We start from the raw sequence: 15,567 nt of genomic DNA on the forward strand, positions 1-15,567 counted from the left end.
TCACCGTGGGCCCTCCAGATCAACCGAAGCAGCCGTCGTCGACGCTGCCCTCACCACCGTAATCGGTCGAATGAGACAACCGCTGAACACGCGGGCACACCGGTCGTGTGCACAATGGATCCTGACCGCCGGACGAGAGGCACACACCGTGACGCAGGACCGCCCGACGCGTAGTCGCCGCGGCACGACCCTGAAATTGCTCGCGGCTGCCGTGGTCGTCGTCGCTCTGGTGATCGTGCTCGGCACCGTCGACCTGCCCGATCCGTCGTTCATCCGTGACCGAGTGGCGTCGGCCGGGCCCTGGGGCATCGCGCTGTTCGTCGTGCTCTATGCCGTCCTGTCGGCCACTCCGTTCCCCGCCAGCACGTTGACCATCGCGTCGGGACTGCTGTTCGGATTGGCAGTGGGCGCAACCGTCGTGGTGTTCGCCGCCACGATGGGGGCGTATCTCGGGTACTGGGGAGCGCGGGCGCTGGGACGCGGCCAGGTGGCCCGCACCGAATGGGACAGGCTCCGCCGGCTCGACGCCATGCTCGGACGCCGCGGATTGCTGTCGGTACTGCTCGTGCGACTGGTGCCGCTGCCGTTCTCCTTGGTGAACTACGCGGCCGGAGTCAGTGCCGTGGGGCAACGTGACTACGTGGTGGGCACCATGATCGGCATCGTGCCCGCGACCGTCGCCTACACCGCACTCGGTGCGTACGGGACCTCGCCGCTGTCGTGGCCGTTCGCCATCGCATTGCTCGCGGTACTGGCGATCGCGGCCGGTTCGGCCCTGTTGGCACGCCGCCTGGGACTCACCGGTGCAGCCGAATGATCGACAGCTTTCTGCGCCGCCACCTCGAAGGTCCGCTCGATCGCTGTGCCCGCGCCCTCGACCGCCCCGCGATCACACCCGACCGCATCACCGCCGCGGGACTGGTGCTGGGCCTCGGTAGTGCACTGGCAGCGGGCCTGCAGTTCTGGGTGCTCGCTTTGTTCTTGTGGATCGTCTCCCGGATCGCCGACGGCCTGGATGGGCCGTTGGCGCGCAGGCGGGCGACAACAGCTGGTGCCGGCGGATTCTTCGACATCACCGCCGATTTTGTGGTCTACGGCACGACGGTGGTGGGCGTCGCGGTGGGTGCCTCGGCCGCATACGACGCCCCCTGGTGGCCGTTCCTGCTGGTGCTGTTGGCGTACTACATCAACGGCACCGCGTTTCTTGCGTTCTCCTCGATTGCCGAGCGCACCGGTCGCACCATCGACGACGGCCGCTCGCTGTCGTTCCTCGGAGGGTTGGCCGAGGGAGCCGAAACCATTGCAGTACACAGTCTGTGGCTACTGTTACCGGGTATCTCGTGGCAGATCGCGGTGGTCTGGGCGGCGGTGGTCGCGGTGAGCTCCGGTCAGCGAATCATCGCCGGGTATCGCGCGCTCTCCTGATCCACGCACTGCGCACCTTCGCCAGCGCGGCCGTTGATCGGGAAATCACCGGAGAACCCAACTGCGCCTTCACGTCCGCTATCGCCGCGTTCCACGGCCCGTCGTTGTACGTCGGATACGGATGCGTTGCCCCGGCGAGATCGCGGGTACGCAGCCCCTGCTCGATGGCGATGATCAGCTCCCCGATCGTCTCGCCCGCTCGCGGTCCCACCACACAGGCCCCGACGATGCGACGCTTGGCGTCGAGCACGAGCGTCGTCGATCCGTTCGTTGCATTCTCGGTGACGGCACGGTCGACGTGATGGTGGTCGAGAGTCTGCAGCCGCAATCCACGCTGCCGCGCGGTCCGCACATCGATTCCCGCCGAGGCGATCTCAGGATCGGTGAACGTCACCCGCGGAGTTCCCGTCGTGCTCACTGTTCGGTTCAGGCCGAGTGCCGCGTTGCTCGCGGCCAGACTGCCGTGCACCCCTGCGGTGTGCGTGAACTGAGGATGACCGGTGAGATCTCCCGCTGCCCAGATACGGGGATTGGTGGTCCGCAGATTCGCGTCGACGCGCACGAATCCGTTGTTGTCCAACGACACACCGGCCGCATCCAAGCCGAGTGATGCGGTACGCGGAGTCCGTCCGGTGGCGACGAGCACTCGATCGAAGTCGATGTCGACGCCCGTGTCGGTGGTGGCCGAGCCGTCGTCGATGCGTACGACGGTGGTGGAGGTCAGGACGCGCACACCCTCGCCGGTCAACGCCTGCGTCAGGATCGACGAGGCCTCAGGGTGCTCCCGAGGCAGGATCGTCGCCGACCGTCCGACCAGAGTCACGTCCGATCCGAGACGCGAGAATGCTTGCGCCATTTCGCAACCCACCGAACCGGCGCCGACGATCAGCAGTCGCTGCGGTAAGTCCATCAGTTCCCACAGGGTGTCGCTGGTCAGGTAGTCCACGTGCTCGATGCCGTCGATCGCCGGCACGGTGGGTTGCGCGCCGGTGGTCACGATCGCCTGACCGAAATGCAGTATCCGCGTACCGACGGAAACGGTGTTCGGACCGGTGAAGACTGCGTCGCCGTGGATCACATGTACTCCGGCCTCAGTAAGGGCCTCCGGTGAATCGATCGGCGCGATCTCGGCGATCGACCCGTGCACGTGCTGCATCACGCGCCCGAAATCGACGCTCGGCGGCTGGGTGACGATGCCGAAGCGGGACGCGGATCGTACCGTCTGTGCCACCGAGGCCGCCGCGAGCAATGCTTTGGACGGCACGCATCCGGTCCACAGGCAGTCGCCTCCGGTGCGTTCGCGCTCGATCAATACGACGCGAACGCCGAAGCCGGCTGCGGTCTTCGCCGCCACGATGCCGGCGGTGCCGCCGCCCACCACGACCACGTCGGCGCGGCTGTCGGGCACACTCGAAGACGAACGACGGATTCCCATACCTCCCACTATGCCCGCGCCTTGGAGAGACCCGAGATGAGACGACCGACCAAGTACACGACGTCGGCGCGCCTGTACGACGTGATCTCCTTCGAATGGCCGGTGTATCGCGCCGGACGGGAGGCGGCGTTCGGGCTGCTGAATCTGCCTGCCGGAAGCCATGTTCTGGATCTCGGCTGCGGGACGGGCCTGAACTTCGCCGGGTTGCAGCGGATGATCGGACCGACCGGCTCGATTACCGGAGTCGACGCCAGTCCGCAGATGCTCGAACAGGCCCGACTGCGAGCCGACCGGGCCGGTTGGGACAACGTCACGCTCGTCGCTGCCGACGCCACCGCCCTCACTCACGCGGATCTGGGCAAGCGCGCCCCGTTCGACGCGTCGATCAGCACCTACGCACTCTCGCTGATGACGCCGTGGCAGGCGGCTCTCGACTCGATGATCGCGCACACTCGCGAGGGCGGAGTGGTGGCCGTCGTCGACATGCAGCGGCCCGTCGGACGGTCGGCGGTGTGGACCCCGCTGGCGAAACTTGCGTGCAGACTCGGAGGGGCGGACATCGAGGCTCATCCGTGGACGGCGATGACGCCACTGCTGCACGATCTGTCGACTCGCGCTGTCCGCGGCGGCCACATCCAGGTCCGCGTCGGGACTGTCGTCTCTCGCCCAGCAGCGCCGAGTTCGTAACCGACGCGCGCCTCCGTGACGACCGGACGAGTCCTACCGGTGAGTTTTCGCTCGGGCCGAGGTCCAACCGATCATGACGACACAGACAGTTTCCGTTCCCGGTGCGACCCTGACCTACGACGTGATCGGCGAGCTCGAGCCCGGGTTCACCCCCTTGGTGCTCATCGGCTCACCGATGGATGCCACTGGGTTCGGTACGTTGGCGTCGCACTTCCGCGACCGGGTGGTCGTCACGTACGACCCGAGAAATGTCGGACGTAGTCGACGAGACGACGCGACTGCCGCAGTCACCTTTGGCGAACATGCCGACGACCTGCATGCAGTGCTCACCGCCGTCGGTCATGGACCGGTGGATGTGTTCGCCTCGAGCGGGGGTGCGGTCAATGCGCTGGTGCTCGTCAGCAAGTACCCGTCCGACGTCCGGATGTTGGTGGCCCACGAACCACCCGCCGGAGGCACGCTTCCTGACCGCGAGAACATCGCGACGGTGTGCGCACACATGGTGGCCACATACGACGCTCACGGACGCGGCCCTGCCATGGCCGAATTCATGTCGCTGCTGATGCATGCAGGCCCCATCGACGACGCGTTCTTCGCTCGCCCGGCACCGGACCCCGCGCAGTTCGGCCTTCCGACCGAGGACGACGGAACCCGCGACGATGCCCTGATGTCCAACATGCGCGGGGGAGGCGTCGATTTCGCGCCGGATGTCGATGCATTGCGTGCTGCTCCCACCACAGTGGTGATCGGAGTAGGGGAAGAATCCGGCGGCCCCGAGGACGGTCACATCGCGGCTCGCGCAGCGTATTCGACTGCGGCGCTCCTCGGATCGGAGCCGATCGTCTTTCCCGGCGGCCACTCGGGATTCCTCGGCGGCGAATTCGGTCAGACCGGAAAGCCGACCGAATTTGCCGAGAGTCTGCGAAAAGTCCTGGGCTGAAAGAGGTTTGTCCCGAAGCAACGCTGTTCAACGCCATACCGAAATACGTGGCCTCGCGCGGCACACCCGATCTTCGGTGGGACGGTTCGACCCAACTCGGACCGGACCTGGTCGGCGCGGTGCGTGAGATCCGAGATCGACACGACCATATCAAAGTGGTCGGAAGCCTCGACCTGGTGCAGACTCTATTGCGCGAGAAGCTCTTCGATCGACTCGATCTGTGGGTGCATCCCATCCTTCTCGGAGTGGGAAAGAGAGTGTTCGCCGACGGCACGGTACCCAGCAACCTGACGTTGCTCGAGCCACCGGCCGTCGGTGACAGAGGCGCCGTCTACCTGCGTTACGGCCTCGATGCCGGAACCCCGGGAACCGGCAGCATGGACGACGTGCAGGGCGGCTGATTCGGCCGAGACGATCACTTCTTCTGGCGTCGACTCCCGGCATGCCAGTCCTGTTGCACGCCCGCCTCGTCCTCCTGAACGCCCAGCGCCTTCAGCTGGGGGAGCTCACGCAGACTGCGCTTCATCTCGGCGAAGCCGGGGAAGCGAGCGAGGCCGATCACGTTGTCCCACAGCGCTACTGCCTCCTCGTCGCTGGGGAGTCGGCTGATAACGGGGCCGAAGAACGCGACACCGTCCGGTGGCTCGAAGGCGATGATGGGCGTGCCGACGTCTTTTCCGGTGAGCGAGAGAGCGTGATCGGTTTCGGCCCGTATCTCGTCGTCGAGAGACGAATCATCCAGTGCTGCAGTGTGATGGGTGGGCAACCCGAGTCCTTCCAGGATCGGCCCCAGGAATTCTGCGGTGCCGCGATGTCCGTGGCTCGCTGCGTCGTCGGGCACCACCTCGGTGTCGAAGATGTGCGTTCCGAGAGCCTCGTACAGTGGCCCGACCGCGGCCGACCCATGCTCACGACGAACAGAGGCAGCAGCCCGCAACAGTCGTAGGCCCGCGGTGTGGCCGGCCTCGTACTCGGGTGGAAAGTGCGTGTCGTAGTCGATGTGGGAATTGAGCAGGCGCAGCGAGATGAATCGCCAGTCGACGGTGTAGTCGCGCTGGGCCTGGACCTTGCGGACCCACTTGCTGGTCATCCAGGCGAACGGGCACACCGGATCGAAATAGAAATCGATATCGGCCATCGAGTGGACGCTCCTTCTCTGGACGGAAGTTCTGTCCACTCGACGGTATACGCTTCCGCCAGAGTCAGCGGGCCACCTGCGCCGGTATCACCGAGACGGCAGGCCGCGGCAGGTTCCATCGGTTGCACCCGTCACGCAGTGCAGCGTCCACAGAGCGCACGACGGACGTCAGGTACGGGACGGAGTAGTTCATCCACTCCTCGGTCGATCCGCCGCTCAGAATGATGCGGTGTACCGGCGACCCGCACGTCGTGGACACGGATGTGCGGCGCAGCGCTTCCTCGGCGGCCGAAGCCCATTCGGCCGGGTCGCCGGAGTTGCTGACGTCGCTGTGGAGGCCGACCACCTGCACTCGGTGACCGCAGAGTGCTGCCGGCGCATCGCTGTCGAGGTAGACGTATTTGGTTCGTTGCGCGCACTGTGTCAATCGAGCGATCTGCGAATCCGAACCGACGACAAAACGGAACACCCCGCGGTGCACGGCACTGCGGATGCCGTCGGTGCCGGCTCCGCATCGAAACACTATGTGGTTCGGCCGAATCCCACTGAGCTGTACACGATCGAGCTCGTCGTCATCGTTCGCGAGGACGGTGACACCGGAGTTCCGTACCCAGGTGGCGAGACCGTGATCGCCGAGCGCGTTCGCGCGGACACCGAAACCGACCCCTGGAATGACCCGACGCATGAGGTGAATCGAATTGTGCAGTTGTGTCGAGTGATCGGGCGCTTCGAGCGAGAGTGTCATGCACTCAGATATACGCTCGCGCGAACCGCTCGGGCAGTTCGTTGACGGAGTTTTGACGCGACGTACCGAGATTCTTACGGGGTGCAGATGGTCGAGGCGCTTCTGTTACCGCGGTGTCAAGGTCATCGTCCCCCGCGTCAATTTCCCGTCAAGGCAGGGCTGTTCGCCTCCGATCGGGACGATGATCGACTGGAGGACCGCACTCGGTCCGGTATCGACGAGGAGATGTGTTCGATGACTCTGTTGGATTATCTGCCGTCGCTCAGAGGTGCACTGTCGTCGCGGTTGGATCATGCCGTGTGGCCGAGTACGACGCACTATCGACACGGTCGAGTGACGGTGGCAGGAATGTTTCTCGACGACATTGCCGATCGTTACTCGACGCCGGTGTGCGTGATCGACGAAACCAGCCTGCGCGGTAGGTGCAATCGCATCGCGCTCGGGTCGTTCACAGCCGAAATGCTCTACAGGCCAGGCAGTGTGCTGGCACCGGTTGTCGCGCGCTGGATAGGGGAGCAGCACTTGACGCTTGTCGTCGAGTCGATGGCAGCGTTGTCGTCGGCCCGGCAGCTCGGTGTCGATCCCTCGCACATCGTCGGCCGAGCGCACAGCGCACAGGCTGCAGATCTGCTTCTGTCACTTCCGGTGGGTGAGCGAGTGGGCCGAATCGTCGTCGCCGCAGGTCTTCACCGGATTTCGGATGCGGACCGTGCCGTAGCCGTCGCACAGTCGACTCTGGTCAGCACCGACGGCAATCGTGACTACGCGGAGAACGTCATCGCTCAGGTTGTCGATTGCCCTGCAACGGTATTCGACGGTGTCGAATGCAGCGCATCCACCCTCGACGGCGTGTTCGCACGGATCGTCGAGTCTCTCGGGGTGATGGCTCAGGCCTACCGAGATCACGGCGTGCTCGGCAATCGCCTGCATCTACGGATCGATTCTCCGACGGGACTCGATGCTGCGCTCCTGTCCGACGTCGTCGAAGACGCCATCGACGAAGGCTGCATTCGGCATCGCTTTCCGCGTCCGCAGCTTGCCGTCGAGACCGGGGAGTCGATCACCGACGCGTCCGTGGTGACGGTGTGCCGCGTCCGGTCGATCGACCGGACAGATTCACACAGAGTCGTCGTGGTGGTGGACGGTGGAACCGGTTGCGCCCCTGCCGGTCCGGCCGCGGCGGTCATCGCCAACCGTCACAGCCTGGGCGGCGAGGAAGTGTTCGTACTCGCCGATGGCAGTGATCCTCTGCGTCGGTGCGTCATCGACTCGGCAGTGTCGCTCCCGGCAGATGTTCGGGTCGGTGACGTCCTCGCGATCGCCGACGGTCCCGGCGACTGCCCGAGCGTCCTGACACTGTCCGACGGGCAGGCCCACCATCTGGATCTGCTCCCCGAGATGCCAGCTCCGGTCCGGTTCATTCCACGAGTCGATACCCCATTCCCGTCTCGGTGATGAGATGTCGGGGCTTGCCCGGATCGATTTCGAGCTTGCGTCGAAGTTGAGACATGTAGATCCTCAGATAGTTGGAGCCGTGATCGTGCCCGGGACCCCAGACAGTTCGGAGTAGTTCTTTCTGCCCCACCAGCTTGCCTGCATTGCGGGCCAGCATCTCGAGGACTCCCCATTCTGTACGCGTGAGATGCACGATCTCGCCGTCCCTGGTCACCCTCTTGGAGGCCAGATCGACGGTGAAGGACGAGGTGGTCACCAGCGGGTCCGTAGGGGACGTCGTGATGGCTCGTCTGCGGACAGCGACGCGTAGCCGGGCCAGGAATTCGTCCATCCCGAACGGTTTGGTGATGTAGTCGTCGGCACCGGCGTCGAGAGCGTCGATCTTGTCACCGCTGTCGGTGCGCGCGGACAGCACGATCACCGGAATCTCGCTCCATCCTCGCACACCGGCGAGCACGTCCAGGCCGCCGATGTCGGGCAGTCCGAGGTCGAGAATGACGACATCGGGGTGCTCGGACGCAATGGCGCGTAGCGCGCCGGTCCCGGTGGCCGCGGTGACGACGTTGTAACCGCGGGCGGCGAGGTTGATGCGCAGTGCGCGCACGATCTGCGGCTCGTCGTCGACAACCAGAACCTTGATCGCGGAACGGGATTCACCCATGGGTCTGCTCGGAGAGGTCGCTTCTGGCAGTCGATTCCGCTCGGGCCAATTCGACGGTCATGGTCGCCCCGCCACCGGCGGTATCGGACACCGTCACCGAGCCTCCCATGGCCTCGACGAAGCCGCGCACCACGGAGAGTCCGAGTCCGACGCCCGTGGTGTTGTCGCGGTCGCCCGATCGTTGGAAGGACTCGAACACAGCCTCTTCGCTTCCGGGAGCGATCCCAGGGCCGCTGTCGGCAACGGTGATCACCGCTCGGTCGCCGATGTAGGCGGCCCCGACCCGCACCGGCGATCCGGGTGCGTGTCGCAGCGCATTGTCGATCAGATTCGCCAGCACGCGCTCGAGCAGACCTGCGTCTGCGGAGACTGCGACGTCGTCGACATCGACGACGACGAGCTCGCGACCCGTGTGCGTTCCGACGAGCGCTGCGTCCACGGCGTCCTCGACGTACACGATGGACCGGCTCGGCTTGATGACCCCCGCGGCCAATCGCGATGAATCGAGCAGGTTGCCCACCAGACCCGTCAGCTGGTCGGTCGATTCCTCGATGGTCGCCAAGAGTTCAGCGGTGTCTTCGACCGAGAATTCCACATCGGTCGCGCGCAGACTCGACACCGCAGCCTTGACCGCGGCGAGCGGTGTTCGTAGGTCGTGGCTGACCGCGGACAGCAGCGCCCGCCGAAGACGGTCGACTTCCTTCAGGCCTGCGGCGGTGCTGGCCTCCTGAGCGAGTTCGGTCTGCCTGATCAGACCCATTGCCTGGTTGGCCACTGCGCTGAGCACACGTCGATCGTGAGCACCGGTTTTGGTACCGGCCAGGAGCAACGTGAAGGAACCGTCGGGGGTGTCGATCGCGGTGTCGGCGTCGTCGGGCACGGAGGGTGGAGAGTCACCGACGGATTCGACGATGACACCAGCACCTCTGATGATCGAGACCGCGCGCTGAGAGTACGTCTCGCGGACTCGTTCCAACAGCGTTCGAATGTCGCCGCCGCGCAACACAGTTCCGGCGAACAGTGTCAGGAGCTCGGCTTCCTGTGACGCTCGCCGTGCTTCGCGGGTGCGTCGGGCGGCCGCGTCGACGAGAAATGCCACCGCCACTGCCATGATGAGCAGCACAACGGTGGTGACGAAATTGTCGGGTTCGGCGATGGTGAAGCTGTACCGCGGATCGGCGAAGAAGTAGTTGAGCAACAATCCTGCGATCAACGCCGACAGTGCCGCGGGCGCAACGCCGCCCAGGAGCGCAACGGCGAGTACGACCATGAAGAACAGGGCACTCTCGCCGCCGAGATCGAGATATGGATCCACCAACAGCATCGCCAGGGCCGAGACGACGGGTACGACCACTGCGGCAACCCAGGACAGAATTCGTCGGTGCTTCGGGTTGGGCGGGATCAGCCGCCCGAGCCGAAAACCTCGACTGATCTGGTTGTGGGTGACCATGTGCACGTCGATCTTGCCCGAGTTCTGAATGACCGCATCGCCGATGCCCTCGTCCAGTATCCGGGCCCAGCGAGACCGCCGCGAGGTTCCGATGACGAGCTGGGTTGCGTTGGCCCCCCGTGCGAAGTCGAGCAGCGTGGTCGGCACGTCGTCACCGACGACACTGTGCATACTCGCGCCGAGGCTCGCTGCGAGTACGCGGACTTTCCCCATCTGCGGTGCCGAGACACCGGTAAGGCCATCGCCGCGGATGACGTGCAGCACCATCAGTTCTGCGCTGGACCGCGAGGCAATCCGGCTCGCACGACGCAGCAGGGTCTCGGACTCCGGTCCACCGGTCACCGAGACGACAACACGCTCGCGTGCCTCCCACGTGTCGGTGATGTCATGTGTACTACGGTATTTCGCCAACGCAGCGTCGACCTGATCGGCGATCCACAGCAACGACAGTTCGCGCAGGGCAGTCAGATTGCCCTGCCGGAAATAGTTGCTCAGCGCTGCGTCGACCTTCTCGGCTGCGTAGATATTGCCGTGGGAGAGTCTGCGGCGCAGCGCTTCTGGAGCCACGTCGACCAATTCGATCTGTTCCGCTGCCCGTACCACCGAATCCGGGACTGTTTCTCGTTGCGGCACACCGGTGATCTGCTCGACGACATCGTTGAGACTCTCCAGATGCTGCACATTCAGGGTCGAGACCACATCGATTCCCGCTGCCAGCAATTCCTCGACGTCCTGCCAGCGCTTCTCATGGGCGCTACCCGGGGTGTTGGTGTGGGCGAGTTCGTCGACGAGCACGAGGGAAGGCTCGCGTTCGATGATCGCTGCGACATCGAGTTCCTGAGCGATCGATCCGCGGTAGTGGACTATCCGCGGAGGAACCAGTTCGATGCCGTCCAGTAGTGCGGCGGTGCGGGCGCGGCCGTGGGTTTCCACCACGCCCGCGACCACGTCGCACCCACGTTCTTGCCTGCGGTGCGCTTCACCGAGCATCGCGAAGGTCTTACCGACCCCCGGCGCGGCCCCGAGATAGATGCGCAGCTCACCGCGATCGAGTCCGCCGGACCCCCGCTTGCCTGTCTTTTTTCCCATGTCGTCTACCCGCTGCCCTGGACCGTCGAGGCTCAGCTCGTTCCGCACCCCGGTGCCGTCAGTCCCAGAGCGACATTGAGCTCCGGCACGTTCACCGTCTCGTTGCCGAGAAACCCGAGCTGCCTGCCGTTGGTGTGTTCGGCCACCAGAGCCGTCACCGCGTCGACGCTCATATCGTTGACCTGCGCGACGCGTGGGATCTGGATCGCGGCGTAGGCGGGGCTGATATCGGGATCGATACCCGAGCCGGATCCGGTGACCGCGTCCACCGGCACAGCGGCCGGGTCGACGCCTTCACGCTCGGCGATGACGGCACGACGTTCCTCGATGAATGCCGCCAGTGCTTCGCTACTGGGGCCCTGGTTGGTCGGCAACGACGCGGCCGGGTCGCTCACGGCAAAGGCATCCTCGTCGGAGATGGATCCGGTCACTCGGTTGTGGAAGAACGGATCCGGCGCTCCCTCTTCGACCTGCGGGTCGACCCCGATCAGGCTGCTACCGACGATGCACCCGTTCGCGTCACGCAGCGGCGACCCCTCGGCAGAGCTGGATCCGATGCGGCTCACCGCCCATACCGCCGCTGGATACCCGATACCGACGATGACCGTCAGTGCCAGCAGCACCGACAGTCCTGCCACGATCTGACCGAGAAATCTCTGTACGAAACGCATGTCAGCCTATCCCTGGGATGAAACGAACGACGAGGTCGATGAGCCAGATCCCGATGAACGGGGTGATGACGCCGCCCACTCCGTAGAGCAGCAGATTGCGGCGCAGCAGTGTCGAAGCGCTCGACGGGACGTAACGAACACCCTTGAGCGCCAGCGGAATCAGCCCGATGATCACCAGAGCGTTGAAGATGACCGCGGACAGGATCGCCGATTCGGGGGTGGCGAGCCGCATGATGTTGAGGCCGTCGAGTTGTGGGTAGACGACGCTGAACATCGCCGGCAGAATCGCGAAGTACTTCGCGAGGTCGTTGGCGAGGGAGAACGTCGTCAATGCTCCGCGGGTGATCAGCAACTGCTTACCGATCTCGACGACCTCGATCAACTTGGTCGGATCGGAATCGAGATCCACCATGTTGCCGGCCTCTTTTGCGGCCGACGTTCCGGTGTTCATCGCGACGCCGACATCGGCCTGTGCCAGAGCGGGGGCGTCGTTGGTGCCGTCGCCCGTCATCGCGACCAGCCGGCCGCCTTCCTGCTCCTTGCGGATCAACGCAAGCTTGTCCTCGGGTGTGGCCTCGGCGAGGAAGTCGTCGACACCTGCCTCGGCTGCAATGGCTTTCGCAGTCCTCGGATTGTCACCGGTGACCATGACGGTCCTGATGCCCATGGCCCGCAACTGAGCGAATCGTTCCGCGATGTGGGGTTTGACGACATCGGAGAGTTCGATGACACCCAGTGCGCGGGCAGGACCGCCCTGGGGTGCAGTGGCGACCACCAGGGGTGTCCCGCCCATCTCGGCGATGCTGTTCGAGATGTCGTCTATCTCGACGGCGATCGAGGGACCGCCGTTGCTGCGCACCCATGCCAGCACCGAATCGGATGCACCCTTGCGGACCTGGGTGCCGTCGAGATCGATTCCGCTCATGCGGGTTTGGGCGGTGAAGGCGACGAACTCGCCGGTCTTCTCGGTGTCCGTGGCGTGCAGCGGCAACGAGTATTCCAGTCCGCACAGATCGACGATGCTGCGACCTTCGGGTGTGCCGTCGGCGAGTGAGGACAACCGTGCTGCTGCCGCGAGTTCGCCTGCCGTCGTGCCGGGTGCGGGATGAAGTCCGGTGGCGCGACGGTTGCCGAAGGTGATCGTGCCGGTCTTGTCCATCAAGAGCGTGTCGATGTCGCCCGCTGCCTCGACGGCGCGGCCGGACATCGCCAGGACGTTGCGCTGAACCAGTCGGTCCATACCGGCAATTCCGATGGCGGACAACAACGCTCCGATGGTGGTCGGAATCAGGCACACCAGTAGCGCGATCAGCTTGATCGGGTCTTGCTGCTCGCCGCCGTACGCGCCCATCGGTCCGATCGCGACGACGGCCAGCATGAAGATGATCGTCAGCGAAGCCAGCAGGATGTTCAGCGCGATCTCGTTCGGGGTCTTCTGGCGCGATGCACCCTCGACGAGGGCAATCATGCGGTCGACGAAAGTCTGGCCCTGGGCCGCGGTGATCCGTACGACGATCTCGTCGGAGAGCACTCCGGTGCCGCCGGTCACTGCGGAACGGTCACCGCCCGATTCGCGGACGACCGGCGCAGATTCGCCGGTGATGGCCGACTCGTCCACGCTCGCAATGCCTTCGATGACATCGCCGTCTCCCGGAATGATCTCGCCGGCCGAGACGACGACCTCGTCACCGACCTTCAATTCGGTGCCGGGAACCTCTTCGATGGTCCCGTTCGATGTCCGACGGCGCGCGACCGTGTCTCGCTTGACGGCACGCAGGCTCGCGGCCTGGGCCTTGCCTCGGCCCTCGGCCACGGACTCGGCAAGGTTGGCGAACAACAGCGTGAACCACAGCCACGCCGCTACGAGCCAGGAGAAAACGGAAGGATTGAGGACCGCCAGCACGGTGGTGACGACGGAGCCGATGAGTACGACGAACATGACCGGGTTGCGGGCAAGATGCCGAGGGTCGAGTTTGGCGAACGCGGACGGCAGTGACGTCCACATCTGCCGGGGGCTGAAGTAACCGGATCGAACCGGGGTGGGGGAGTCGTCGACGTCGGACTCGTCGTCGATGAGCCTGGATGAGGTGACGGTCATTGCAGTGCCTCTGCGATCGGGCCCAAAGCCAGGGCCGGGAAGAAGGTCAGTGCCGCAACAAGAACGGCGGTTCCGAGTACCAGTCCGGTGAACAGCGGTCCGGTCGTGGGAAGAGTTCCCGGGTTCGGAGCGGTGCGTTTGGACGTGGCGAGCGAACCGGCCAGTGCCAGCACGAAGATGATCGGCAGGAAGCGTCCGAGCAGCATCGCGATGCCCAGGGAGGTCTGGAACCAGTCGCTGGTGACGGTCAACCCGCCGAACGCGCTGCCGTTGTTGTTCGAGGCGGAGGCGTAGGCGTAGAGGACCTCGGTGAATCCGTGGATCGATCCCGGCGTGCCCGGGTCACCCGAATTGCCCTGGAAGCCGGTCGTCGAGGACAGGATCACGGTGATCGACGTGCCGATCAGAACCAATGCGGGCATCACGAGTACCGACAGTGCGGCGAGAGTGATCTGGCGCTGCCCGATCTTCTTGCCGAGATACTCGGGCGTACGGCCGACGAGGAGTCCACCCACGAACACCGCGATGATCGCCAGCACGAGCAGTCCGTACAGTCCGGTTCCGACACCACCCGGGGCGATTTCGCCGAAGAGCATGTTGAGCAGGACTGCTCCTCCGCCGAGCGGGGACATGCTGTCGTGTGCGGAATTGACTGCGCCGGTGGAGGTTCCCGTCGTTGCGACGGCGAAAAGTGTGGATCCGGGGATGCCGAACCGAACTTCCTTGCCCTCCATCATCGAACCTGCGGCCTGTGCTGCGACGCCGCGCGCACCGGACTCCGCGACGGCAGCGACGGTGAGGAGAGCTGCGAACAGCGTCGCCATGACTGCCAGCAGGGTCAGACCTTGACGACGGTCGCCGACCATCGTGCCGAAGGTGCGGGTCAGTGCCACCGGGATGAGCAGGATCGAGATGATCTCGACGACGTTGGACAACGGGGTCGGGTTCTCGAACGGGTGCGCGGAGTTCGCGCCGAGGATCCCGCCACCGTTGGTGCCCAGTTCCTTGATCGCTTCCTGTGACGCGACGGGAGCCAATGCATTGGAGACGGACGACCCGTCGAGCCCCGTCGAGGCGAAACCTGTGCTGAAGGACTGAATTACGCCTTGCGTCAGCAGAATCAGCGCGATGACGAACGACAGAGGTAGAAGGATACGTAGGATTCCTCGAACGAGATCGACCCAGAAGTTTCCGATCTCGCCGCCGGTCCGCACGCGCACGAAGCCTCGGATGACGGCGATGGCGACAGCGAGGCCGACTGCGGCAGAAACGAAGTTCTGCACTGCCAAGCCCAGGGGCTGTGTCAGGTTCGACATCGTCGTCTCGGGTGTGTACGACTGCCAGTTGGTGTTGGAGACGAAGGAGATCGCGGTGTTGAATGCGACCGACGGGCTCACTCCCGACAGTCCTCCGTTCAGTGGAAGTACACCCTGAATTCGTTGCAGCACATAGAGAAAGAGGACGCTCGCAGCAGAGAAGCCGAGTAGCGAGAGTGCGTATCCGACCCAGGTCTGCTGGGACCGTGGGTCGATCCGGCAGAGGCGGTAGATCAGCCTTTCGATACGAAGATCTGCCCACACGGTCGTGCCGCCGCGGGTGCGCTGCAGGGTGGCTGTACTCCCCGCGGCACCGAGGCTTCCTGCGTCTGTATCGACATCATGTTCGGTGGCAAAGACTTTCGCCATGTAGTCGCCGAGGGGCACGTACGCGATCGCCAGAACGACGACGACCACGAGGATCTGGAGCGATGCTGCCAGAGCTGCAGTCATGTTC

13 protein-coding genes and 1 pseudogene are annotated in these 15,567 nt (G+C 64.8%); 6 read left to right on the top strand and 8 right to left on the bottom strand.

The annotated features are described in order from the left end of the window. Window positions 1-148 precede the first annotated feature (148 nt). Together CH302_RS00200 and CH302_RS00205 are read left to right on the top strand one after the other, a co-directional pair. Window positions 149-817: a TVP38/TMEM64 family protein gene (locus tag CH302_RS00200; RefSeq protein ID WP_230596149.1), complete on the top strand. Its 669-nt coding sequence runs from the start codon at window positions 149-151 to the stop codon at window positions 815-817. Then, window positions 814-1,425, top strand: a complete 612-nt coding sequence (locus tag CH302_RS00205) for a CDP-alcohol phosphatidyltransferase family protein (RefSeq protein ID WP_037187717.1) — start codon at window positions 814-816, stop codon at window positions 1,423-1,425. The genes CH302_RS00200 and CH302_RS00205 overlap by 4 nt, the downstream gene beginning before the upstream one ends. Here the strand turns inward: CH302_RS00205 and CH302_RS00210 are convergent. After that, complete coding sequence (locus tag CH302_RS00210) at window positions 1,397-2,833, bottom strand: dihydrolipoyl dehydrogenase family protein (RefSeq protein ID WP_037187718.1); 1,437 nt, start codon at window positions 2,831-2,833, stop codon at window positions 1,397-1,399. The genes CH302_RS00205 and CH302_RS00210 overlap by 29 nt on opposite strands. Window positions 2,834-2,896: 63 nt before the next feature. Between CH302_RS00210 and CH302_RS00215 the strand changes: the two genes are divergently transcribed. The 3 genes and pseudogenes from CH302_RS00215 to CH302_RS00225 all read left to right on the top strand — a co-directional run. After that, window positions 2,897-3,547, top strand: coding sequence for a class I SAM-dependent methyltransferase (locus CH302_RS00215; RefSeq protein WP_037188857.1), 651 nt, complete (start codon window positions 2,897-2,899; stop codon window positions 3,545-3,547). A gap of 73 nt (window positions 3,548-3,620) precedes the next feature. Next, a complete protein-coding gene (locus CH302_RS00220; RefSeq protein WP_037187719.1) occupies window positions 3,621-4,487 on the top strand; it encodes an alpha/beta fold hydrolase in 867 nt (288 codons plus the stop codon). Window positions 4,488-4,504: 17 nt separating this feature from the next. Next, a pseudogene (locus tag CH302_RS00225) lies at window positions 4,505-4,888 on the top strand (dihydrofolate reductase family protein); the annotation flags it as partial. Between the two features lie 14 nt (window positions 4,889-4,902). Here the strand turns inward: CH302_RS00225 and CH302_RS00230 are convergent. Both CH302_RS00230 and CH302_RS00235 read right to left on the bottom strand, forming a co-directional pair. Continuing rightward, a complete protein-coding gene (locus CH302_RS00230) occupies window positions 4,903-5,625 on the bottom strand; it encodes a mycothiol-dependent nitroreductase Rv2466c family protein (protein ID WP_037187721.1) in 723 nt (240 codons plus the stop codon). 64 nt (window positions 5,626-5,689) lie between these two features. After that, window positions 5,690-6,370, bottom strand: coding sequence for a hypothetical protein (locus tag CH302_RS00235; RefSeq protein ID WP_037187723.1), 681 nt, complete (start codon window positions 6,368-6,370; stop codon window positions 5,690-5,692). Between the two features lie 234 nt (window positions 6,371-6,604). Between CH302_RS00235 and CH302_RS00240 the strand changes: the two genes are divergently transcribed. Then, window positions 6,605-7,825: a diaminopimelate decarboxylase gene (locus CH302_RS00240; RefSeq protein ID WP_141216561.1), complete on the top strand. Its 1,221-nt coding sequence runs from the start codon at window positions 6,605-6,607 to the stop codon at window positions 7,823-7,825. Here CH302_RS00240 and CH302_RS00245 read toward each other — a convergent pair. From CH302_RS00245 to kdpA, 5 genes are read right to left on the bottom strand one after another with little or no spacing between them, the layout of a single operon-like run. Beyond that, window positions 7,788-8,486 carry a response regulator gene (locus CH302_RS00245; RefSeq protein ID WP_037187725.1) on the bottom strand — a complete coding sequence of 233 codons (699 nt, stop codon included), beginning with the start codon at window positions 8,484-8,486 and terminating at the stop codon, window positions 7,788-7,790. The genes CH302_RS00240 and CH302_RS00245 overlap by 38 nt on opposite strands. Further along, complete coding sequence (locus CH302_RS00250; protein WP_094649859.1) at window positions 8,479-11,025, bottom strand: sensor histidine kinase; 2,547 nt, start codon at window positions 11,023-11,025, stop codon at window positions 8,479-8,481. Before CH302_RS00250 ends, CH302_RS00245 begins: the two co-directional genes overlap by 8 nt. A 32-nt stretch (window positions 11,026-11,057) precedes the next feature. Next, window positions 11,058-11,696 (bottom strand): potassium-transporting ATPase subunit C, encoded by a 639-nt coding sequence (locus CH302_RS00255; protein ID WP_037187727.1) that lies wholly within the window; start codon window positions 11,694-11,696, stop codon window positions 11,058-11,060. A gap of 1 nt (window position 11,697) precedes the next feature. Further along, on the bottom strand, window positions 11,698-13,794 hold the full coding sequence (gene kdpB / locus CH302_RS00260) for a potassium-transporting ATPase subunit KdpB (RefSeq protein ID WP_037187729.1): 2,097 nt from the start codon (window positions 13,792-13,794) through the stop codon (window positions 11,698-11,700). Then, window positions 13,791-15,563, bottom strand: coding sequence for a potassium-transporting ATPase subunit KdpA (kdpA, locus tag CH302_RS00265; protein ID WP_037187731.1), 1,773 nt, complete (start codon window positions 15,561-15,563; stop codon window positions 13,791-13,793). The genes kdpB and kdpA overlap by 4 nt, the downstream gene beginning before the upstream one ends. Window positions 15,564-15,567 lie beyond the last annotated feature (4 nt).

Source organism: Rhodococcus sp. 15-2388-1-1a (genome assembly GCF_002259145.1).
In the GTDB taxonomy this organism is placed as follows: Bacteria; Actinomycetota; Actinomycetes; order Mycobacteriales; family Mycobacteriaceae; genus Rhodococcoides.

Bases quoted from the DNA above. Each gene is read 5' to 3' on its own strand.
- CH302_RS00205 (WP_037187717.1), top strand. From the start codon at position 814: ATGATCGACAGCTTTCTGCGCCGCCACCTCGAAGGTCCGCTCGATCGC.
- CH302_RS00215 (WP_037188857.1), top strand. From the start codon at position 2,897: ATGAGACGACCGACCAAGTACACGACGTCGGCGCGCCTGTACGACGTG.
- CH302_RS00220 (WP_037187719.1), top strand. From the start codon at position 3,621: ATGACGACACAGACAGTTTCCGTTCCCGGTGCGACCCTGACCTACGAC.
- CH302_RS00230 (WP_037187721.1), bottom strand. From the start codon at position 5,625: ATGGCCGATATCGATTTCTATTTCGATCCGGTGTGCCCGTTCGCCTGG.
- CH302_RS00235 (WP_037187723.1), bottom strand. From the start codon at position 6,370: ATGACACTCTCGCTCGAAGCGCCCGATCACTCGACACAACTGCACAAT.
- CH302_RS00240 (WP_141216561.1), top strand. From the start codon at position 6,605: ATGACTCTGTTGGATTATCTGCCGTCGCTCAGAGGTGCACTGTCGTCG.
- CH302_RS00245 (WP_037187725.1), bottom strand. From the start codon at position 8,486: ATGGGTGAATCCCGTTCCGCGATCAAGGTTCTGGTTGTCGACGACGAG.
- CH302_RS00250 (WP_094649859.1), bottom strand. From the start codon at position 11,025: ATGGGAAAAAAGACAGGCAAGCGGGGGTCCGGCGGACTCGATCGCGGT.
- CH302_RS00255 (WP_037187727.1), bottom strand. From the start codon at position 11,696: ATGCGTTTCGTACAGAGATTTCTCGGTCAGATCGTGGCAGGACTGTCG.
- kdpB (WP_037187729.1), bottom strand. From the start codon at position 13,794: ATGACCGTCACCTCATCCAGGCTCATCGACGACGAGTCCGACGTCGAC.
- kdpA (WP_037187731.1), bottom strand. From the start codon at position 15,563: ATGACTGCAGCTCTGGCAGCATCGCTCCAGATCCTCGTGGTCGTCGTC.